Annotated in this window: 20 protein-coding genes and 2 pseudogenes; 12 read left to right on the top strand and 10 right to left on the bottom strand. The window is 71.1% G+C overall.

Translation table 11 applies throughout. From position 1 onward, the window contains the following. Positions 1–58 precede the first annotated feature (58 nt). The 3 genes from QT196_RS05220 to QT196_RS05210 all read right to left on the bottom strand — a co-directional run bounded on the left by QT196_RS05220 (position 59) and on the right by QT196_RS05210 (position 2,428). A complete protein-coding gene (locus QT196_RS05220) occupies positions 59–451 on the bottom strand; it encodes a hypothetical protein (RefSeq protein ID WP_290354436.1) in 393 nt (130 codons plus the stop codon). Between the two features lie 79 nt (positions 452–530). Beyond that, the gene (locus tag QT196_RS05215) at positions 531–1,403 is read right to left on the bottom strand and encodes a GNAT family N-acetyltransferase (protein WP_290354435.1); all 873 of its coding nucleotides are present in this window, start codon (positions 1,401–1,403) and stop codon (positions 531–533) included. Positions 1,404–1,516: 113 nt separating this feature from the next. After that, positions 1,517–2,428: an MBL fold metallo-hydrolase gene (locus QT196_RS05210; RefSeq protein ID WP_290354434.1), complete on the bottom strand. Its 912-nt coding sequence runs from the start codon at positions 2,426–2,428 to the stop codon at positions 1,517–1,519. A 307-nt stretch (positions 2,429–2,735) separates the two neighbouring features. Between QT196_RS05210 and QT196_RS05205 the strand changes: the two genes are divergently transcribed. The 6 genes from QT196_RS05205 to QT196_RS05180 all read left to right on the top strand — a co-directional run bounded on the left by QT196_RS05205 (position 2,736) and on the right by QT196_RS05180 (position 9,416). Further along, positions 2,736–2,942, top strand: coding sequence for a hypothetical protein (locus tag QT196_RS05205; RefSeq protein WP_168477845.1), 207 nt, complete (start codon positions 2,736–2,738; stop codon positions 2,940–2,942). Next, complete coding sequence (locus tag QT196_RS05200; RefSeq protein WP_168477844.1) at positions 2,929–4,326, top strand: amidase; 1,398 nt, start codon at positions 2,929–2,931, stop codon at positions 4,324–4,326. The genes QT196_RS05205 and QT196_RS05200 overlap by 14 nt, the downstream gene beginning before the upstream one ends. Positions 4,327–4,510: 184 nt before the next feature. After that, complete coding sequence (locus tag QT196_RS05195) at positions 4,511–5,083, top strand: TetR/AcrR family transcriptional regulator (protein WP_168477843.1); 573 nt, start codon at positions 4,511–4,513, stop codon at positions 5,081–5,083. A 234-nt stretch (positions 5,084–5,317) separates the two neighbouring features. Further along, the gene (locus tag QT196_RS05190) at positions 5,318–7,054 is read left to right on the top strand and encodes a histidine kinase (RefSeq protein WP_168483574.1); all 1,737 of its coding nucleotides are present in this window, start codon (positions 5,318–5,320) and stop codon (positions 7,052–7,054) included. A 98-nt stretch (positions 7,055–7,152) separates the two neighbouring features. Continuing rightward, the gene (locus QT196_RS05185) at positions 7,153–7,806 is read left to right on the top strand and encodes a response regulator transcription factor (RefSeq protein ID WP_168477842.1); all 654 of its coding nucleotides are present in this window, start codon (positions 7,153–7,155) and stop codon (positions 7,804–7,806) included. Positions 7,807–7,856: 50 nt separating this feature from the next. Then, entirely contained in the window at positions 7,857–9,416 is a 1,560-nt protein-coding gene (locus QT196_RS05180; RefSeq protein WP_290354431.1) for an alpha/beta fold hydrolase, read from the top strand. 107 nt (positions 9,417–9,523) lie between these two features. Here QT196_RS05180 and QT196_RS05175 read toward each other — a convergent pair whose 3' ends face one another. Next, the gene (locus QT196_RS05175; RefSeq protein ID WP_290354428.1) at positions 9,524–10,342 is read right to left on the bottom strand and encodes a tyrosinase family protein; all 819 of its coding nucleotides are present in this window, start codon (positions 10,340–10,342) and stop codon (positions 9,524–9,526) included. A 40-nt stretch (positions 10,343–10,382) separates the two neighbouring features. Continuing rightward, on the bottom strand, positions 10,383–10,844 hold the full coding sequence (locus QT196_RS05170) for a tyrosinase cofactor (RefSeq protein WP_290354427.1): 462 nt from the start codon (positions 10,842–10,844) through the stop codon (positions 10,383–10,385). Positions 10,845–11,413: 569 nt separating this feature from the next. Here QT196_RS05170 and QT196_RS05165 point away from each other — a divergent pair. Further along, complete coding sequence (locus QT196_RS05165) at positions 11,414–12,751, top strand: transcriptional regulator (protein ID WP_290354426.1); 1,338 nt, start codon at positions 11,414–11,416, stop codon at positions 12,749–12,751. A gap of 42 nt (positions 12,752–12,793) precedes the next feature. Here QT196_RS05165 and QT196_RS05160 read toward each other — a convergent pair whose 3' ends face one another. From QT196_RS05160 to QT196_RS05150, 3 genes and pseudogenes are all read right to left on the bottom strand, one after another. Next, positions 12,794–13,597 carry an ABC transporter ATP-binding protein gene (locus QT196_RS05160; protein WP_168477838.1) on the bottom strand — a complete coding sequence of 268 codons (804 nt, stop codon included), beginning with the start codon at positions 13,595–13,597 and terminating at the stop codon, positions 12,794–12,796. Then, positions 13,594–14,670 carry an iron chelate uptake ABC transporter family permease subunit gene (locus QT196_RS05155; RefSeq protein WP_290354425.1) on the bottom strand — a complete coding sequence of 359 codons (1,077 nt, stop codon included), beginning with the start codon at positions 14,668–14,670 and terminating at the stop codon, positions 13,594–13,596. The genes QT196_RS05160 and QT196_RS05155 overlap by 4 nt, the downstream gene beginning before the upstream one ends. Further along, positions 14,667–15,071: pseudogene (locus QT196_RS05150) on the bottom strand (iron chelate uptake ABC transporter family permease subunit); the annotation flags it as partial. The pseudogene QT196_RS05150 and the gene QT196_RS05155, both read right to left, overlap by 4 nt. Before the next feature lie 2 nt (positions 15,072–15,073). Here QT196_RS05150 and QT196_RS05145 point away from each other — a divergent pair. From QT196_RS05145 to QT196_RS05130, 4 genes and pseudogenes are all read left to right on the top strand, one after another. Continuing rightward, positions 15,074–17,680: pseudogene (locus QT196_RS05145) on the top strand (amino acid adenylation domain-containing protein); the annotation flags it as partial. Next, positions 17,677–17,871 (top strand): MbtH family NRPS accessory protein, encoded by a 195-nt coding sequence (locus tag QT196_RS05140; protein ID WP_290354424.1) that lies wholly within the window; start codon positions 17,677–17,679, stop codon positions 17,869–17,871. The pseudogene QT196_RS05145 and the gene QT196_RS05140, both read left to right, overlap by 4 nt. A 110-nt stretch (positions 17,872–17,981) precedes the next feature. Next, complete coding sequence (locus tag QT196_RS05135; RefSeq protein WP_290354423.1) at positions 17,982–18,668, top strand: methyltransferase domain-containing protein; 687 nt, start codon at positions 17,982–17,984, stop codon at positions 18,666–18,668. Further along, positions 18,634–18,789, top strand: a complete 156-nt coding sequence (locus QT196_RS05130; protein ID WP_290354422.1) for a hypothetical protein — start codon at positions 18,634–18,636, stop codon at positions 18,787–18,789. Before QT196_RS05135 ends, QT196_RS05130 begins: the two co-directional genes overlap by 35 nt. A gap of 190 nt (positions 18,790–18,979) precedes the next feature. On the opposite strand, the gene QT196_RS05125 is transcribed toward QT196_RS05130, so the two are convergent. Continuing rightward, the gene (locus QT196_RS05125; protein WP_290354421.1) at positions 18,980–19,486 is read right to left on the bottom strand and encodes a hypothetical protein; all 507 of its coding nucleotides are present in this window, start codon (positions 19,484–19,486) and stop codon (positions 18,980–18,982) included. After that, entirely contained in the window at positions 19,486–20,061 is a 576-nt protein-coding gene (locus QT196_RS05120; protein ID WP_290354420.1) for a TetR/AcrR family transcriptional regulator, read from the bottom strand. Before QT196_RS05120 ends, QT196_RS05125 begins: the two co-directional genes overlap by 1 nt. A gap of 102 nt (positions 20,062–20,163) precedes the next feature. Between QT196_RS05120 and QT196_RS05115 the strand changes: the two genes are divergently transcribed. Next, complete coding sequence (locus tag QT196_RS05115; protein WP_168477834.1) at positions 20,164–20,610, top strand: DUF1772 domain-containing protein; 447 nt, start codon at positions 20,164–20,166, stop codon at positions 20,608–20,610. Positions 20,611–20,730: the final 120 nt, after the last annotated feature.

Genomic DNA, 20,730 nt, shown 5'->3' with positions numbered 1-20,730 from the left:
CGTCCCACCGACGGATCTGCGCGGTTCGGCCTCGTGCGCGCAGATCCGTCAACCAGCCCTACCCATCGGCGAACGCGGCGCGCAACTCCTTGCCATTCACCCTCACGACGACCCCGGCCAACAGAAGACCGCACACGCCCTGCTCCACCTTCAGCCACAGCGGAAAAGCGCCCGGCACCGCGATGATGACCGCAATGGCCACGAGCATGATGCCGGACGCCCATCGCAGCCGGAGGTAGGAGCGACGATGGCCGCGGGCCGCCCGGGCGGCGAAAGAGGCCATGAGCAGGGAAGTGGCCACGACGATGGTCGCGCGGACCCAGACGGCATCGGTCACGAGGCCAGGGTGGTTGCGCAGCAGGATGATGGCGACGAGCGTCAGCGCACTGAGCCCGACATAGCAGCCGACGAGCAGCTTGGCGCTGCGGAACGCCTGCCGTATGCGTGGCAAAGGGTTGCGGGAGCGCGCGCCGATTTCCGCGGCTTCCTGGACCGGCGCGCCGGTCGACCGACCGACCGGCCCCAGGACCCTAACTGGCTTCTGCTTCGGCCGACGCGAAGTCGTACACAGCGCACTCGGCGATCGGGCGGTACCCGAGGCGCTGGTAGAGGGCGTTGCTGGTGGGGTTGGCCGGGTCGGCGTACAGCGCGACGTCGGTGGCGCCTGCGGTCAGTGCGGCCTGGCTCACCTCGGCCGTCACGGCGCCCGCGTAGCCGCGGCCCCGGAGGTGAGCCGGGGTGTAGACGGGGTCCACCCGGACCATGCCGCCGACCATCGACGTCGCGCCGGCCATGGAGACCGGAGTGCCGTCCGGGGTCTCCCAGAAGGTGAAGTGCTTGTCGGCGAAGCGTGTGCCGGCCCAGGAAGCGGCGTCGATGGTGACGGCCTCCCTGACATCCGTGGTGAACTCGCGGAGAAAGAGCATGAGTTGTTCACGGTCCTGCTCGCCGACGAGTCGGCCCCGGCCCGCTGGGACCGGCGTTGGCGGGGTGAGGGTGCCGAGGCGGTACAGGCGGATCCGGTCGCGCAGGGTGGGTGTGGCGCCTGTGCGTCGCTGCCACGCCTCGGCGAACGCAGTGGCGGTGTCGTGGTCCGCGCTGACGAAGGGGAGTGACTGCCCGAGGGCGGCCAGGTGGGCGGCGAGGGTGTCGGCCTGCTCGGGGGTGAGGTGGGTGAGGCTCAGGCCGCGGAGGAGGCAGAAGGTGGCGTGGACCTTGCCCGCTCGCTCCAGGCGGCCCAAGACGGGGGCTGGGCCGCCGAATGCGTCCGCTGCGCGCGTCCGCAGTCTCTCGATCGTGGTCAGCGGTGTGGTGTGCAGGGCGGGGCGCGAGCGCAGGAATTCTCCGGTTCGGGCGTGGAAGTCATGGACGTCTTCGGTGAGGTGCCAGTCATCCGGGCGCATGCTTCATGATCCCGGATGGACTCGGCTGGGAGGAAGGGAAGGCCCGGAGACCGGCCATCGTGATGCCTGAAACGTGCTGCCCACCGCGTGCGAACGGCGCGCCAGGCCCTCGCTCACTCGCTGGCCAACGGCCTGAGTCGGTAGGAGTCGCCGTGTGAGTGCACCAGGCCGCCGGTGGGGGCGGGGAAGTGGGTGCCGAGTAGCAGGGTGTCGGTGTCGGCGAGGGAGGCGAGCAGGTGGCGGCGGGTGGCGGTGGCCTGGTCGGGGTCGGTGTCCACGCAGCTTCCCATGGTGGGGTCGAGCAGTTGGACGGGGTGGTGGATGCAGTCGCCGGTGATCACGGCGGTGGAGGTGCGGCCGCGCAGTTCGACGGCGACGTGGCCGGGGGTGTGGCCGGGAGTGGGGATCAGACGGATGCTCGGCGCGATGTCGGTGCCCTCTGCCGGGATGTCGATGAGGTCGAGAAGGCCGGCGTCCTTGATGGGGTGGACGGAGTCCCGGAACATCTGCTGCCGGGCCTCGTCCATGTCCACCGCCGCCCAGTGGTTCCACTCCGTGCGGGCCGTCAGGTAACGGGCGTTGGGGAAGGTGGGCTTCCAAGTGGCGCCATCGGCATAGGTGTTCCATCCGACATGGTCGGTGTGGAGGTGTGTGAGGATCACGAGGTCGATGCTCTGGGGCGGGAAACCGGCGGCGTCGAGGTGCGCGAGGTAGTCGCTGTCGAGGTTGTTCCAGGCGGGGTTGGCGCGCGGTTTGCCGTTGCCGATCCCCGTATCGACGAGGACGCGCAGGCCGTCCACGCAGAACGCGAAGCTGTGGCTGCTCAGCCGCAGGATGCCGGCCTCATCGGCGAAGTCGGGCCGTAGCCAGGGCGCTTGGGCCACCACGTCAGGTGTGGCCGCCGGGAGCAGCCAGGGGCCGGTCTGCGGGGGCAGGGCCACCTCGTCGATGCGGTGGATGGTGAGGTCGCCCAGCTCCCAGGTCGCGGGCGTGCTGCTGGCGGAGGGGGTCGAGTGGTTCTGCATCGGCGTTCTTTTCCGTTCCTTCGCTCGTGTTTCGGAGAGGGGCGGGTGCGGCGGTGAGGCCCGGCGGGCGCCCGGTCGGACAGATGGCGGAGGGGTTCGGGGCGGGCGGCGGGCTCCTGCTGTCGGGGAGATGCGGGAGCTGACGCCGATCGTGACGGACCCTCAGCCGTAAACGCTATTTATTTGCTTTAGGTGACGTTAGCCCCTACCGTCGACTAAGGCAAATCTTTTGCTTTGCTGGGGACGGCTGAGATGGCCGCTGGACGGCCGCTCCGCAACGCACCCTGCACGCACAGGAAGGGGATCCATGAGCGACGTCGAACTCACCGCCACGGAGGCCGCCCGATGGGCGCTTCGCGCCGGGCTCCCGTTGGAGAGCGAGCGCCACGCCGAGGTGGCCGCCACCGCGAACCACATCCACACCGTGGTGCGCACCTTGCGCGAACTGGACTTCGGGGAGACCCCGCCCGCCACCCACACCATCGAAGCGGAGGCCACCGATGGCTCTGTTTGAACTGGCCCTCGCCGAGGCGGCCGACGCCGTGGCGGAAGGGGAGCTGTCCCCCGTGGAGCTGACCGGTTCCGTGCTCGAACGACTCGACGCCGTCGAAGAGCGGCTCGGGGCGTACGTCGCGGTGTCGCGTGAAGCGGCGCGGGAGTCGGCCGCATCGGCGGAGCGCGAGATCGCGGCCGGCCGGTATCGGGGCCCGCTGCACGGCATCCCGTTCGGGCTGAAGGACCTCATCGATGTCGCCGGTCTGCCGACCACGGCCAGTTCCCGGGTGCGGGCGGGGCATGTCGCGCAGGCCGACAGCGCGGTGGCCCGGCGCCTGTTCGACGCCGGCGCGGTCCTCCTGGGGAAGACGCACACACATGAATTCGCCTACGGGCTGACGACGCCCCAGACCCGCAATGCCTGGGACCAGGGCCGCATCGCGGGCGGATCGAGCGGTGGCTCCGCCGTCGCCGTGGCCGCCGGGGCGGCCACCTTCGCCCTGGGCACGGACACCGGAGGTTCCATCCGCGTGCCCGCGGCGCTGAACGGAGTCGTCGGACTGAAGCCGACCTACGACCTCCTCTCCCGGCACGGAGTGACCTCGCTGTCCTGGTCCCTGGACCATGTCGGCCCCCTCACCCGTACGGTGCGGGACGCGGCGCTCGTGCTCTCCGCACTGACGGGCCACGGTTCCAAGGACCCGGTCGGCCCCGGTGTGATGCGGCCCGGCTACCCGCCGTCCGGGGAAGGGGACTTGACGGGTCTGCGGATCGGCGTGCCGGTCAACTACTACTTCGACCGGGTCAGCCCCGCGGTCGAGACCGCCGTACGAGGTGCCCTTGCCCAGATGTCGGAGCTCGGGGCCGAGCTGGTCGAGGTCGAGGTTCCGCTGGCCCGCTACGTCCAGGCGACCCAATGGGGCCTGATGGTCCCCGAGGCGACCGCCTACCACGAACAGGCGCTGCGGTCGGTCCCCGAGCTGTACGCGCCGGATGTCCGGGTGCTGCTGGAGGCCGGCGAACTCCTTTCGGCCGGTGACTACCTGCGGGCTCAGCGGGCCCGTACTCTCATGCGCCAGGCGTGGGGGCGGGTGCTCGAACAGGTCGATGTGATCGCTGCGCCCACGGTGCCGATGACGGCCGCCGAGGTGGGCCAGGACACCGTGGAGTGGCCGGACGGTACGACGGAGAGTGTCTCCGACGCCTATGTCCGCCTGTCCGCCCCCGCGAACATCACCGGGATCCCGGCGCTGACACTGCCGGTCGGCCGCGATCAGGCGGGCCTGCCCATCGGGATGCAGCTGATGGGGCCGCCCATGGGGGAGGCCCTCGTGCTGCGTGCCGGTCAGGCTTACGAAGCGGTCCAGGGCGGGCACGGTGGGCTGGCGCCGGTGGCGGCCTGAAGCACGCAGCTCAGGCAGGTGCGCGGCAGCCGGTTCAGCTGTAGGTGTCGGTGTGCCCCTGCCCGTGCCCTCGTCGGTGGGCGGCTGGGCTCCCCGCGAGCAACGAGGGCTGCTGTTGAGCGGGACGGACGTCAAAGAGGAAGGCTCCACTCCAGATGCAACGATTTTGCTTTAAGGTGGTCGCATGAGTCCCAAGGCCATGGCTCGCCCCGGGGGGCGCAGCGCCCGCGTCCAGGAGGCAGTGCACGCCGCCGTGCGGGAACTCGAAGCCGAAGCGGGCCGCGCCTCGCTGACCGTGCCGGCCGTCGCGGCCCGCGCGGGTGTCACCCCGTCGACGATCTACCGCCGCTGGGGCGACCTCCATGAGCTGCTGTCCGACGTGGCGGTGGAACGCCTGCGTCCGGAGGAGCCGCCCGCTGACCACGGCAGCCTCCACACCGATCTGGAGGCCTGGGCCAGGCAGTTCCTCGACGAGATGGCCTCGCCGTCGGGCCGCTCCTATATACGCGACGCGCTCCTCGGCGATCCTGACGGCAGCAATGCCGGCCAGTGCTCGGCCTACGCCGCCGACCAGATCGAGGTCATCCTCGGTCGCGCGACGGGACGCGGCGAAGCCGCTCCCGACGTCGAAGCGGTCATGGACCATGTCGTGGCCCCGATGATGTACCGCATCCTGTTCCAGCCGGGCCGGCTCACCGCCACCTACGCGGATCAGCTCGTACAAGCCGCCCTTGCCTCATCCGTCCCGCCCGACTGACGGAGCGAGCGGTCGGCCTCGTCGTCACCGTCGTGGGACTGTCGTGGGACTTTGGTTGCTGCACCTCGCGACGAAAGGTGGTGTCGGGCGACGCGAGGGGTTGCTTAACGTGGCTGCGTGACAGGTGCGGAAGGTATGGAGCGTGCACAGCGCGCTCGGCAGGTGCCCGCGGTAAGGGTGCGTGCGGGGCTGCGGCGGCTGGCCGAACCGGGCAGGACTCTCTTCGGTCCCGGAATGTGGCCGCCCAAGCGCATGGTGCTGGAATCGCTGCTGAGTGTCGTGCTGGCGACGCTGGTGGCGGGAACCGAAGCTGTGGGCGACGCGGGCGCGGTGCAGATCCTTGCCGTCGCGCTGGCGGCCGGACTGGTGTCGCCGCTGCGCCGGGTGCTTCCCGCAACCGTCCTGCTGGTGGCCATTGCGGCCTCGTTCCCGTTCAGCGGGTTCGCTCTGCTGATCCCCGTCGCCAGCTGGTCCGCCGGGCGCCGGATCGACGGGGTGGGCCGGGCGACCGGCATCTTCGCCTTCGCGTACGTCCTCGACTTCGGCCTGGCCCTCTCGCGGGAGTTGCCCCACGTCTCGCCGGCGTTCCTGGTCATAGGCGCCATGGCGACCCTGGTCGGGACCATTGTGCCCGGCCTCGCCGGCCGCTACTGGTCGCAGCGCCGCACGCTGCTGGACACCCTGCGCGAGTACAACGCCCAACTGCTGCGCGAGCGCGCGATGATCGCCGGACAGGCCCGGATGCGGGAACGGCAGCGCATCGCGCAGGACATGCACGACAGCCTCGGCCATCAGCTCGCCCTCATCTCGGTACACACCGGTGCGCTGGAGGTGGACCGCGAGCTGACCGGACGACAGCGGGAAGCCGTGGGGGTGCTGCGGGAGGCGTCGGTCGGTGCGATGCACGAACTGCGCGAGGTGGTGGGGCTGCTGCGGGACGGCACCCACGCCACCGGTGACGGAGCCCTTCCCTCGGTTGTCGCAGGCGGCATGCCCACCCCTGCCCTTGAGGCGATGGGGGAGGAGGACGCCAAGGCGCCGTCGCGCGGGGTGGCAGGCATCGAGCGCTTGGTGGAGGTGTCCCGGAGCGCGGGTACGGCCGTGGAGCTGCGGCGCTCGGGCGAGATACGTCCGCTCGCCCCGACCGCCGACCACGCGGCGTACCGAATAGCTCAGGAGGGCCTGACCAACGCCCATAAGCACGCCCCGGGCGCCTCGATCACCATTGAACTGCGCTATGAGCCGGACTCGTTGGTCGTGGAGGTCGCGAACGGCCCCGTGCCCGAGACCGCGGACGACGGCCGGAGTGTGGTGAGTGGCGGCCAGGGGCTGACCGGGCTCCGGGAGCGGGCCCGGCTCGTCGGCGGCATGGTGCATGTGGGCTCCACGGCGGACGGCGGCTTCCGGCTGGCGGGTGTGCTGCCGTACACAGCACCGGAGCGCGGTGCCACCGGCTCCTCGCCCGGCGACGAGACGGCGACGTTCGTTGACCCCACCGGCGACTTTCGGCAGCAGATCGCGGCGGGTTCGTCCGGCGAAGCTGATCCGGTCATTGACTGGAACGGATCGCCGAAGGAGCTGGCCAAGGCCATGAGCACACAGAAGAGAAGCAGCGGTATAGCCATCGGTTGCGGAGTGGCGGCACTGCTCGCCCTGCTGTTGGTGGCCGGCCTCCTCGTCGGTGGGGCCTTCCTCATGACCGAGGTGGACAAGGCCATGATCGAGCCGAAGGAGTACAAGGCGGTGAGGGTGGGCCAGTCCGAGACCGCGGTGCGCAAGCAGCTGCCCGGGGGCTCCTCCGTCCTGACCGAAGGCCTGGACAAGGGCGCACCGCCCATACCCGAGGGCGCGACGTGCCTCAGCCTGAATTCCTCGGAGCTCGGCAGCAGCTGGGAGAAGGAGCCGGTTTTCCGGTTCTGCTTCAAGGACGGCAAGTTGATCGAGAAGAAGTCCTTCGAGGTCAAGACGTAAGGGCGGAACGCTCGCCGTGAGGTCCGGGCGGGCGGCGTGATCGGGGATGATGGTGAGCGGCCGCAGCTATGAACCGTTCAAGAGGGCGCAGGAGACTCGTGATCAAGGTTCTCGTCACGGATGACGAGCCGCTCATTCGGGCGGGTATCAGGATGATTCTCACCTCGGCCGACGACATCGACGTCGTCGCGGAGGCGGCGAACGGCCGCGAGGCGATCGAACTGGCCCGCGCCCAGCGGGTGGACGTCGTGCTGCTCGACATCCAGATGCCGGTCATGGACGGGCTGACCGCCCTCGCCGAACTCCGCCGGGCCGCCCCCGATGCGCGGGTGCTGATCCTCACCACCTTCGGGGAGCAGCAGAACGTGCTGCGCGCGCTGGCGGAGGGCAGTGCGGGTTTTCTGCTCAAGGACTCGGCGCCCGCGGAGCTGATGGGCGCGGTACGGGCCGCCGCGGCCGGGGACGCGTATCTGTCCCCGGGGGCCACCCGCCATGTCGTGGACTCGCTGGCGTCCGGCCAGAGCGCGCGCCGCGCCGCGCAGGCCCGCCGTCGGCTGGAGACCCTGTCGGACCGTGAGCTGGAGGTCCTGGCACTGCTGGGCGAGGGCCTGTCCAATGCGGACGCCGGTCAGCGGATCCACATGAGCGAGGCCACGGTCAAGACGTATGTGAGCCGCATCCTCGCCAAGCTGGGCTGCGAAAACCGGGTACAGGCCGCACTCCTGGCACGAGACGCCGGCCTGGGCACCTGAGCACGCCTCCCCGACGCCGCGACGGGTTCCTCAACAGAAAGACAACAGCCATGTCCAGATTCCCGACGCTCCGCACCACCTCACTGGTCTCCGCCTCCCTCCTGCTCACCCTCGGCGCCACCGCCTGCGGCCCCAGCAAGGACGACGCCGGCCGTCTGCACTCCTCGCCCACGGCGGCCGCCGCACTCCCTGGTTCCCTCGCCTCACAGAAGCTCAACTGGCAGCCCTGTACGGCGCCGTCCACCGCTCAGGGCGGTGGCGCCGCGCCCGGCAGGCTGCCGGACGGCACGGCGTGGGAGTGCGCGACCATGAAGGCGCCCCTGGACTACGCCGAGCCCACCGGCGACACCCTCGACCTCGCGATGATCCGGGCCAAGGCCGAGGGCGGCGGCAAGCGGACCGGTTCGCTGGTCTTCAACTTCGGCGGGCCGGGCGCCTCGGGCGTGGCCACCCTGCCGGGCTACGCCCCGGCCCGTACCCTGCGCTCGCACTACGACCTGGTCAGCTTCGACCCGCGCGGCGTCGGCGACAGCGCGGGCGTGCGGTGCCTGAGCGACAAGGAGATCGACGCGCAGCGCGCCGAGACCTACGATCTGGCGGGGACGGCCGAGCAGAGCAAGCGGACCGCGGCGGCCTGCGCGAAGCACTCCGGGAAGGTGCTGCCGCACGTCGGTACCGAGAGCGCCGCCCGCGACATGGATCTGATGCGCCAGGTACTGGGCGACGCCAAGCTCAACTACTTCGGTATGTCCTACGGGACCGAACTGGGCGGCGTCTACGCCCACTTGTTCCCCCGGCGCGTCGGCCGCACCGTCCTGGACGCCGTGGTCGACCCGACCCGGACCGCCGAACAGGAGTCCCTGGGCCAAGCGAAGGGCTTCCAGCTGGCCCTGGACAACTACCTCGCGCAGTGCGTGAAGACGCCCGGCACCTGCCCGTACCGGAGTCCCGAGGACGGGCGCCGGCGGATCATCGACCTCCTGGCGAGGACCGCTGAGCAGCCGCTGCCGACGAAGAGCGGGCGCAAGCTCACCAAGGAGCAGGCGATCATAGGCATCGTCGCGACCCTCTACTCCAAGGAGGCCTGGCCGGCCCTGTCGGTCTCGCTCGCCGACGCGGAGCAGGGGAGTGGCGACAACGTCCTGATGCTGGCCGACGGCTACCTGGGCCGGGACGACAAGGGGCACTACAACACCATGCAGTCCGCCAACACCGCGGTGAACTGCGCCGACACCAAACAGCGCCGCACCCCCGAGGAGGTGCAGGCCGGACTGCCGGAGTTCCGCAAGGCATCCCCCGTCTTCGGTGAGGTGATCGCGACCGGCCTGCTGGGCTGCCACGGCTGGCCGGTCACCGGCACCAGCGACACCCCGGAGGTCTCGGCACCCGGCGCCGCCCCCATCGTCGTCATAGGCAACGCGGGCGACCCGGCGACGCCCGTCGCGGGCGCCCGGAAGATGGCCGAGAAGCTCGGGAAGGGCGTGGGGGTGCTGCTCACCGTCGAGGGCGAGGGCCATGGCACCTACGGCGTCAACGCGTGCGCCACCAAGGCCGTGAACGGACATCTGCTGGACGGCAAGGTCCCGGCGAACGGCACCGTCTGTTCATGACCACTGGTCATGACCACCGTGTGGCGCGCCGATGCGCACGCTCCTGTTGTCGGGGCGTGCGCATCGGCTGAGGTGCTCAGGAAACCCTGGCAGATGTCAGGTACCTGTCATCCATGCGTATAGAACTTCGTGTGGTCCAGCAGGTCCGCCGGAGTGACGTCGTTCCATGGCTTCATGGTGTCGTGGAGGTCGATGACGTCGCGCGTGTTGCCGGTCGGCAGATACCCCGATTTGGGGTGCATCCGCTGCCAGTCGGCCCAGAGCTTGTCGATGAAGCAGTGGTGCAGCCAGAAGACCGGGTCGTTGGGCGAGGCGCCGGTGGTCATCTGCCCGCCGACCCAGACGTGCACCCGGTTGTGCAGATTCGGGCCGCGCCAGCCCTCGATGTTGTTGCGGAAGCTGTCGGACGAGCTGTTCCAGGGGGCGGCGTCGTAGACCGTCATGGCGAGCACCCGGTCGACCTCGGCGCGGGTCGGCAGTTCGCGGACCCCGGTGCCGAGCGAGCGGCGCAGGAACGTCCGGCCGTCCACCCGGATGTTCATCGGCCACTTGCCGCCGGTGAAGGCGAACGGCCCCGAGGCCACCCGGCCGTCGCCGCTCCGCCCGTCACCGCCGAGGAAGTCGTCGGCCCACAGGGAGCTGCGGGGTGTGCGATCGACGGTCCAGTCCCAGTAGGGGAGCATGACCGACGGCGTGATGCTCTGCAGGGCTTGTTCGAACTGGAGCAGGAACCTGCGGTGCCAGGGCAGGAACGACGGTGACCGGTGGCCGGTCCGCTCTCCCTCGTCGGTGTCACCGATGATGAAGGCGTTGTGGGTGCTGATGAACTCGTCGTAGCGGCCGCTGCGCTTGAGCTCCAGCACCGCATCGACGAAGTTCCGCTTCTCGGTGGCGGTGAGGTCCGCCTGGTTCTTCCTGACTGCCATGTCGAGGACTCCTCGGTGGGGGGACGGGCAGGGGCGGGTCTCAGCCGGTAACGACGGGGACCAGGTCGGCGCCCTGGAGTTCGCGGACGGCGGCACGCGCCAGAGCACGTGGCGTGGTGAAGGTCTCGTAGTGGTTCACCAGGCTTATCCAGGTACCGTCGGCATTCCGCATGACATGGAGGTCGTCGTTGTCGATACGGACGACGAAGTCCATCCCCTCGTGGGGACCGGCGGCCCGGCCGGCGTGGTGACCCCCGTGGCCTCCGTCCTCGGACGGCCAGCCCTCGATGTGGCGGCCCTGGTACACCTCGTCGAAGGGCTCCGCCATCTGGTGCCCGCCGGACGGCCCGTGACCGGCCGGGTGCCCGTGACCGGCTGAGCCTCCGTGGCCTGCGGCGGGGCGGGTGGCGGTGTCGGCGAAGGCGGCCGGTGCGGCCAGCACCGCACCGGTCACGGCCGCGGCGCTGCCGTACAGCACCTGGCGTCGGGTGGGACGCGACATGTTCCACTCCTCTGTTCGTCTCGGCTCCTCCTCCGGGGTGGGCCCGGGTCGGGCCCGCCGAGGAGGGTTCTTCGAGCCGGCGGACCGGCGGTCGGTCCGCGCCGCCACATGCTGGCAGGGACGAACGGATCATCAAGTTGTCCCGGTGAGCGAGGCAAGGAACGAGCCAACACCCGGACAGAGGTGCAGAATTCAACGGCGCCGATCGTCTTCATGTCCCGGCGCGGCTCGCCCCGGAACCGGATATTCCGCGATGTCGGCCACCCTTCGCCGCAGATCCTCCGCTCGCGCGATCGAAACCATGAGCCCCCGCACGGCCGGAACTCGGCGCGAATGCCGGGGGCTGCGGGGGTGGGTGGTTTGCGGCACCAACATCGTTGCCACGTCGAGGGGTTGATGTGCCGCCACCCGGCTCAGTGGTGCTGCTCACAGCGAGCGTGGCGCGCGCTCGTGGGCTGGGTGATCCGGGACAATGAGCGAGATCCGGAACGCTGAAACAGGTGATGACCTGGGGAAACGAAGACCCCTGCACAGCTGTTCCGGAATGCTGGAACGAGCAGAGGATCAGGGTGGGGACGGAAACAGAGGAGTTCGCACGGCAGTTGCGCCGGTTGAAGGAGCGCTCCGGCCGTAGTTATGGCGTTCTCGCCAGGCAGTTGCATATGAGCGTGGCCACGCTGCACCGGTACTGCAACGGTGATGCCGTGCCGAGGGAATTCGCGCCCGCCGACCGTCTCGCCAGGCGGTGCGGGGCGACACCGGACGAACTGGTGGAGCTGCACCGGCGCTGGATCCTCGCCGACGAGGCCCGCAAGCGCAGCCGTGCGGGGTCCGCGGGGCCCGCCTCGTCCGCCCCGGCCGCAGCTTCGGCCCCTGCCGCACAACCCGCCGACGCGCACGCCCACGTTCCCGGGGAAAACCCGGACGCACCGCGCGCCTCGGACTCACCGCTCACCCCGGCCCCGCCGGCGCCCAAGCCTGCCCCCTCCCGCCGCCTCACCTACCTCCGTATCGCCCTCGGGGTCACCGCCGTGGCCTGCCTCGCCGTACCGGCGGCCCTGGCCGTGGACGCCCCCAGGGCGGGCGATGCCGAGCGGCGGAGCGCGCACAGCGCCGACCGGCCCCCGGCCGCCAGTGACGCTCCCACGCGGCTGCCGAAGAGCCCTTCGCCGGGCCACAGCGCAGCGGACCGGAAGCCCACCCCGAGTGGGAAAGCGCGGCACCCCGGACCCGGCCCGGAGCGGTCCGACGGCCCCGGCGCGAGCCCGGCCCCGGAAGACGACCAGGGCGGAACGGCTCCGCGCGTGGGCATCAGCTCGTACAACTGGGATCAGCCCTGTGGCGTCAACTACCTCCTCCAGAAGTCCCCGGACCGGGTCCCGCCACCGCCCCCGCCCCAGGACTTCCGCGGCTGGGCGCGTGCCGAGGGCGGCATCGACGGCGGGCATCTGCGGCTCCAGCTCACCGCGACGGGCCGTACGGCTGACGCGGTCGTGCTGACCTCCCTGCACGTACGGGTGGTGGGCCGGCATACCGCGCTGCCCTGGTCCGCCTATGAGATGGGCAATGGCTGCGGCGGCGGTATCACCCCGCGGACCTTCGCCATCGACCTGGACGATGCCCAGCCGCTGGCGAAGCCCAGGGCCGGGCAGGACGGCGACATCGTGGTGCCCGCGAAGAACTTCCCCTTCAAGGTCTCCACCCAGGATCCGCAGGTCCTGAACCTCGATCTGCACACCGAGGGTCATGACGTCAGCTGGTACCTGGAGGTCGGCTGGAGCAGCGGCGGCCGGCGCGGGACGGTCCGCGTGGACGACGGGGGGAAGCCGTTCCGTACGAGCGCGATCGAGGGCCGCGAGCGCTACTCCTACCGGTCGGACACGAACCGCTGGGTCACCGACGAATGACCCGACAGCCTTCGGGAGCCCCGCGCGCCGACTGACACCTGGTCAGTTCGCGGACCGGATACGGGGAACGACGACCGGTGAGGCGTCGCCGGGGGCCCGCAGGATGTCGGCGTCCAGTGCGTAGAGATCCTTGACCAGGGCTTCGTCGACCGTTTCGTGGGGCGGGCCGTGGGCGATGATGCGACCGTCCTTCATCGCGATGAGGGTGTCGGCGTAGCGGGCGGCGGCGGCCAGATCGTGCAGGACCATGACGACGGTGCGGCCGGCGGCGGCGACCTCGCGGACGAGTTCCAGGACCTCGACGACATGGCCGAGGTCGAGGGCGCTGGTGGGTTCGTCGAGCAGTACCACCGGGGTGTGCTGGGCGAGCACCATCGCGAGCCAGCAACGCTGGCGCTGACCGCCGGAGAGCCGGTCGAGGCGTTCGGCCGCGAGCGCGGTGGTGCCGGTGGCCGCCATCGCCTCGCGTACGGCCTGCTCGTCCTCGCGCGACCACTGGCGCAGCAGGCCCTGGTGGGGGTGGCGGCCGTAGCGGACGAGCCCGGCGACCGTGACGGCTTCGGGGGCGCGTGGGGACTGGGGGAGCAGGGCGATACGGCGGGCGGCCTGCCGTCGGCCGAGCCGCCAGACGTCGTCGCCGTCGGCGTGGACCTCCCCGGACTCCGGGCGGTGGAGCCGGGCGAGGGTGCGCAACAGGGTGGATTTTCCACAGCCGTTGGGGCCGACGATCGCGGCGACCTGCCCCGCGGGGATGGTGAATTCGGCTCCTTCGACGACGGTGCGGCCGGAGTAGCCGGCCCGCAGTGCACGTACGGCGAGCCCGGGAGTTGCGGTCATGCTGGTCATGCCTTTCCGGTGGTCCGGTCCGAGCGGAAGAGGACCCAGAGGAGGAAGGGCCCGCCGAGGACGCTGGTGACGACGCCGACGGGGAGTTCGACGGGGGCGGCGACCCGGCCCAGTGCGTCGGCCGCGGCGATGAGGGCGGCGCCGGTCAGCGCGGAGCCGAGGACCGGGATGCGGGTGGGGCCGCTGAGCCGCTGGGCGAGGATCGGGGCGGCGAGGGCGACGAAGGCGATGGGTCCGCCGACGCCGACCGCGATACCGGCGAGCGCGACGGCGAGCGCGAGGGCGGCGGCCCGCACCCGCCGCAGGTCGACACCGAGGCAGGCGGCCATGTCGTCGTCGAAGCGCAGCAGTTGCAGCCGGTGTCCGGCGACGAGGGCGAGCGGTACGAGGAAGAGCAGCGCGATCAGCAGCGGTGTCCCCACGCTCCAGTCGCGGCCGTTGAGGCTGCCGACGGCCCACAGGAACACCCCGCCCGCGGTGTTGTCGTTCTCCCGCGACATGATCAGGTCGCTCACCGCCCCGATGAAGGTGGAGACGCCGATACCGACCACCAGGACGCGATAGCCGCCGCTGCCCGCACCGCCCGCGCAGAGCACCACCAGGGCGGCGGCGACGACGGCGCCGAGCGGGCCGAGCCACCAGCCGCCGACCATCCCGGTCGCCGATCCGGCGGCCGCGGCGACGACGGCCGCGGTGGCGCCCTCGTTGACCCCGACGAGGTCCGGGGTGGCGAGCCGGTTGCCGGCGAGGGTCTGGGTGAGGCAGCCGGCGAGACCCAGGGCGCCGCCGACCATGATGCCGACGACCACACGGGGCAGCCGGAAGTCCCGCACGATCATGACGGTCCCGGGATCGCCGGTACCGAGCAGCCCGGCGAGGGTCTGCGGCAGCGGCATACCGGTCGAACTCGCCGCGACCGCAAGGGCGATGAGGCACAGCAGCAGCGGTACGAGGAACGCGGCGACGAGGGCGCTGCGGCGCGGGAAGAGCCAGGACAGGGTGCCGGCGCGCAGCACCGTACTGTCCGGCGGGGTGAGGGCCGGGTGGGTGCCGGGGTCCGTCGGGGCCGTCATGCCGAGGCTCCTGCCGTGGACAGGCGGGACGAGCGGGCGATCCAGACGAGCAGCGGTCCGCCCACGAAGGCGAGCAGCACGCTGACCGGGGTCTCCCAGGGCCGGATGACGATCCGGGCGAGGATGTCCGCGAGGAGCATGACATCGGCCGCGATCAGCGCGGACAGCGCGAGTTGGACCGCCATCCGGGCCCCGGCCAGCGCGCGGGCGGCGTATGGCGCGAGCAGTCCGAGGAAGGCGATCGGGCCGGCCACCGCGACCGCACAGCCCGCCAGCAGTGAGACGGCCGCCGCGACCAGAAGCCGGATCCGGCCGGGATGGTGGCCGAGCGAGCGGGCGCTGTCGTCGCCGAGGCCGAGGGCGGACAGCGGGCGGGCGCAGCCGAGCGCGAGGAGCAGGCCTCCCGCTGGCCGCGCACGGCATCGCCACCCCCACCGAACTCGCCCTGGTCGTCGACGAGTTCAACCGGACGGACCGGAAACTCCCGCCCACCACCCTCATTGGCCCCATCGAGGCCCGCGCCGCCCGCACCCCCACCGCCACCGCACTGGTCCATGGCGACACCGCGCTCAGCTATGCCGAGCTGAACACCCGCGCCAACCGCCTGGCCCGCCACCTGCGGACGCTCGGCGCCCGCCCCGGAGCGGTGGTGGCGGTCTCGGTGCCGCGCTCGGTGGACCTGGTCGTCACCCTGCTCGCCGTGCTGAAGTCCGGCGCCGCGTATCTGCCGCTCGACCCGGACCACCCGGCACAGCGGCTCACCGGCATGCTGGACGACGCCGCGCCGGTCTGCGCCGTCACCGACCACCCGGCCCGGCTGCCGCAGGACACCGGGACGCCGCTGGTCGTCCTGGAGGGCCTCGATCTGTCCGGCTACCTCCCGGTCGACCCGGGCCGGGCGCTCACCCCCGCACATCCCGCCTACGTCCTCTACACCTCCGGCTCGACCGGCCGCCCCAAGGGCGTCGTGGTCTCCCACGGCGCGATCGACAACCGGCTGCGGTGGATGCAGGACAGCTACCCGCTGACGGCGGCGGACCGGGTGCTCCAGAAGACCCCCTCGTCGTTCGATGTGTCGGTGTGGGAGTTCTTCTGGCCGCTGCGCGAGGGCGCGGTACTCGTCGTCGCCGATCCCGGCGGCCACAAGGACCCCCACTACCTGGCCCGGCTCATCCGCGAACAGGCCGTCACCACCTGCCACTTCGTCCCGTCGATGCTCCAGGTCTTCCTGGCCGGGACGGACACCGCCGGGTGCGGTGCGCTGCGCCGCGTCTTCTGCAGCGGCGAGGCGCTGCCCCGCGACACCGCGCACACCTTCACGCGCAGCCTCCCCGGCGTCGAGCTGCACAACCTGTACGGGCCGACGGAGGCCGCCGTCGATGTCACGTACCACGCCTGCGCGGCCGACGACCGCGGTGCGGTGCCCATCGGGCGGCCGGTCTGGAACACCCGGCTGTACGTCCTCGATGCCGCGCTCCAGCCCTGCCCGCCGGGCATCCCCGGCGAGCTGTACCTGGCCGGCCGGCAACTCGCCGAGGGCTATCTGCACCGTCCCGGGCTCACCGCCTCCCGTTTCGTCGCCGACCCGTTCGGACCGCCCGGCAGCCGCATGTACCGCACCGGCGACCTCGCCCGCTGGACGGAGAAGGGCGAGGCCGAGTACCTCGGCCGCACCGACCACCAGGTGAAACTGCGCGGCCAGCGCATCGAACTCGGCGAGATCGAGGCGGCGTTGACGGCGCAGGACGGGGTGACCGGTGCCTGCGCACTGGTCCACGAGGACGGTTCCGGCGAGCAGCGCCTCGTCGGCTACGTCACCGGCGGTGCCGCTCCCGAGACCGTACGCGCCGGAGTGGCCCGCACCCTGCCGGAGCACATGGTGCCCGCGGCCGTCCTCGCCCTGGACGCCCTGCCGCTGAGCTCCAACGGCAAGCTGGACCGCCGCGCCCTGCCCGCCCCGGTCTTCACCGGCGCCCGGAGCGCCCGGCGCCCGTCCGGCCCCCGAGAGGAGACCCTGACACGCCTCTTCGCCGAAGTACTCGGCCTCGCACACACCGGCCCCGACGACGCGTTCTTCGACCTGGGCGGCACCTCCCTGCTCGCGGTGCGGCTGGTCGCGCGGATCCGTGCGGCGTTCGACTGCGAGCTGACGATCGGCTCACTCTTCGAGGCACCCACCCCGGCCGCGCTGGCCACCCGCCTCGACAGCGCCGGCCCGGCGGCCGAGGACGCGCTGGACGTCGTCCTGCCGCTGCGCACCACCGGCGACCGGCCCGCGCTGTTCGCGTTCCACCCCGCCGGCGGTATCGCCTGGTGCTACGCGGGCCTGGCCGCCCGCCTGGGACCCGACCAGCCGGTCTACGGCATCCAGGCCCGCGGCCTGCTCGACGACGAACCACTGCCCCGCACCCTCTCCGAGCAGGCCGCGGACTACGTACACCACCTCCGCCGCATCCAACCCCACGGCCCCTACCGCCTGTTGGGCTGGTCCGTCGGCGGCGTCCTCGCCCACACCGTCGCCGTACTGCTCCAGGAAGCCGGGGAAACGGTCGAACTCCTCGCACTGCTCGACGCGTTCCCCGCCGAGCAGTGGCGGGAACGCCCCGCACCCGAGGAAGGCGACGCACTCACCGCGGTGCTGCGGATGGCCGGCTTCGACCGCACCGGCGAACGCACCCGGGACGACGTCCTGACCACCCTGCGCCGCGCGGGCAGCCCACTCGCCGGCCTCACCGACCACACCCTCTCGAAGATCGTCGACATCGTCCCCAACCACGCACGCATGATGCGCGCCCACCACCACCGCACCCACCAGGGCGACCTGCTGTTCTTCACCGCCGCCGCGCCCCGAGCCGAAGACTGGCTCACCCGCGAGGCCTGGCACCCACACGTCAGCGGCACGATCACCAACCGCGACCTCGACTGCACCCACCCACAACTGATGCAGGACCGCCAACTCGACGACATCGCCGCCGTCCTGGCCCCCCACCTGAAGGAACTCGACGCATGACCCCCCACCCCACCCCCTTCGACCCCGCCCCCGACCCCGATGCCCACACGACCCACCTGATCCTGGAAAACCCCCACGGCCACCTCTCCCTGTGGCCATCCTGGCGAGAAACCCCGGCGGGCTGGACCATCTCCTTCGGCCCGGCGTCACATGACGCTTGTATGCGGCGGGTGGAGGCGGTGGGGGACTGAGGGGTGGGGGCGGCGGTAGGGCAGTGTCCGGCGCGGCGGCGGTACGGGTGGGTCGTGCCGCCGCAAAAACGGGTTGTTCCCCGGCCGGTGATCAGCTTGGGTTCGTGCTCGTGACCAACTTGAACGACCTCATACGCCCGGACCGCTACCCGCGCTCCTCTCGCTATGACCCCGCCTGGTTGCTCGACCTCGACATGGGCCCCAACCCGTTGTGGCTGCTGGAGGACCTCGCCCGGGACCTTGATCTGCGCCCGGGGATGCGGATTCTCGACCTCGGCTCCGGCAAGGGCGCCACGTCGGTATTCCTGGCCCGCGAATATGACGCCCAGGTCGTCGCGGCCGACTTGTGGATCGCCCCCGAGGACGCGGCAATCGTCTTCACCGAGGCGGGCGTCGGCGACCAGGTGCAGGCCGTTCGAGCCGAGGCACACGCCTTGCCGTTCGAGAAGGAGAGCTTCGACGCCATCGTGAGCGTGGACGCGTTCGAGTACTTCGGTACGGCGGACAGCTACCTGCCCTACCTGGTGCGGTTCCTCCGTCCTGGCGGACAACTGGGCATGGCGACTCCTGCCATGACACGGGAGGTCCGTGACCTCGGGGCCATCCCACCTCACATCAAGAAGGTGGTCGGCTGGGAAGCGACCGCCTGGCACACGGGCCCCCGGCGACACCGCAGCACGCCGACGGCCCCCAACACCACTGCCTCTCCTCCGACTTCTAGGATCAGGGACCGGTCGATGAAGACACTTCCTGGGGGCACGGATGGCACTCGAGCTGGACTTGCCGCTCGGCGATGACGCCGACGCTGCCCGGCTCGCCGCCGACCTCACCGAGCTCGGCAACGAGCGCTTCCTGCGGGCGGTACTCCGCGACCGGGCGCGCATCCACCACCGCAGCACCGACGGCCTCCTCGGTTGACCCACCGACGCGCCCGAGACCGCCGAGCCGACGTCCCCGCCCATGTTTCCCGCGTCCCGTTCCGCTGGGAGACCCTCGGCGGAACCTTTGTCACGGCCCAGACCTCGGAACTGCGCTGCGCGCGCTCTGAGGGGGCGCCCCACAGCCGGGGGTGGTCAGGCTGTGGGGGCCTCTGGCCGTGACGGAGAACTCAGGCGGAGGTCTCGGTCGCCGGGGTGTGATCGTGGATGCCGTCGTCGAAGATGACGGTCAGGGGTTGGGTGCCATGGCGGCTGGTGGTGGTCAAGTCCTCGGCGAGGCGCTGGTAGAAGGCGCTGGCCAGGGCCCAGGTCCCGTCCATGGAGGCAGCGGAGTGTGTGTTGCGCAGGGCGATGAGGAGGCCGATGACGGAGGGGCCGGACAGCACCGCCCGAATCCTTCCCTCGCCCTCGTCGCAGACCTCGGTGGTCTTGCAGAAGTGTTCGTTCTCGGACGCGCAGGCAGCCAGGAAGTCCCACGCCTCGCGGTGACAGATCAGTGCCACCCGCCCGGTCACCGCCGCGGTCGACAACAAGGCCCCGTGGTCGCTCTTCTCCCGTGCCTCACGCCGGAGCCGCTCCGCGTCGGCATCCCCGTCGCTGATTCGCTGGGTGCCCGTCTCATGGCTGGGCTCCGGGCCATCGGTTGGCGCCGCCAACACCGCACGACAGAGCGCCATCAACGCCCCGCGAACCGGTCCACCAGAACTTCGAGTCGCCGTGACGCTTCCTTCCGGGGGAGCCGGCCCGAGCGTGTGAGGGTGACCAGGCCGTGCAGGGCCGACCAGAAGACCTCCACGAACAGGGCCGGTTCGGCGTCCTCCGCCACATCGCCCAGTGTGTCCAGCAGCGTCCCGAACGCCTCGCGCAGCGGCACCGGTGTCGCCGCGTCGGCGAACGGCAGGCCGGTGTCCAGGAGGAACATCGCGTCGTAGAGGGCGGGGTTGCGCTCGGCGAAGTCGACGTACGCCTTCGCGAGCGTGGCCACCGCGGCCCGCCCTTGCGGCCCCTTGGTCACCGCGCGCCGCATCGCCGCGGTCAGCTCGGCGAATCCTTCCAGGGCCACGGCCCCGACGATCTCCCGCTTGCCGCGGAAGTGGCTGTAGAGCACGGGCTGGCTGTACTCGATGCGCTCGGACGGCCGACGGGTGGTCACGGCGTCCCAACCGTGGGACTCGGCGAGTTCGCGCGCCGTGGTGACGATCAGCTGGTGGCGGTCGGCTCGCTCGCGTGCCTTGCGTTCTTGCACTGACATGCCTGATGCTAGCACTGCTAGACATTCGAGCATCGATTCCCTAGTATCGCATCAGAATCTAGCGGCGCTAGTAATTGCGCTCGGGGAGCCTCGGGAGGGGACATGCAGCACGTAATCGCCATTGTCACGGTCGTGGTCGTTGGCCTCATGGTGGGCGTCGAGTTCGCGGTGGCGGCCTTCGTCAATCCGATCCTCGACCGGCTGCCGGACAACGGCGGCCTCGCGGCCCGCAGCGACGGAGCCCGCCTTCTCGGCAAGGTGATGCCGTTCTGGTACATCGGCTCGGTCGTGCTCGGCGCGGTCTGGGCGGTTCTGGCGTGGGGTGACGCGGGGGCGGGCCTCGTCATCACGGCCACCGCCCTGCTCGTCCTCAGTGTGCTGATGTCGATCGCCCTGCTCGTCCCGATCAACTCCCGTGTCGCCCGGTGGACGCCGGGCAGTGTCCCGGCGGACTGGAAGCAGCAGCTCGGCCGCTGGGACCGGTTCCACTTCGTGCGCGTCGGCGTCATCGTCACGGCATTCGTCCTGCTGGTCATCGGCAAGGGCTGATACCTCGGCGTCTCCGGTAGGGGTTTCCCGGTATCTCCGGAGGGGCTCCCCGGCGTCTCCGGGCGGACGCCCCTGCGTCATGGAGGGGAGGCATCCGCCCGGTAATACTCCGCATCAAGG

This window comes from Streptomyces sp. P9-2B-2 (genome assembly GCF_030406865.1).
Taxonomy (GTDB): Bacteria; Actinomycetota; Actinomycetes; order Streptomycetales; family Streptomycetaceae; genus Streptomyces; species Streptomyces platensis.
Note: the sequence above shows the minus strand (reverse complement) of the source record. Positions and strands in the feature narration are given on the sequence as shown.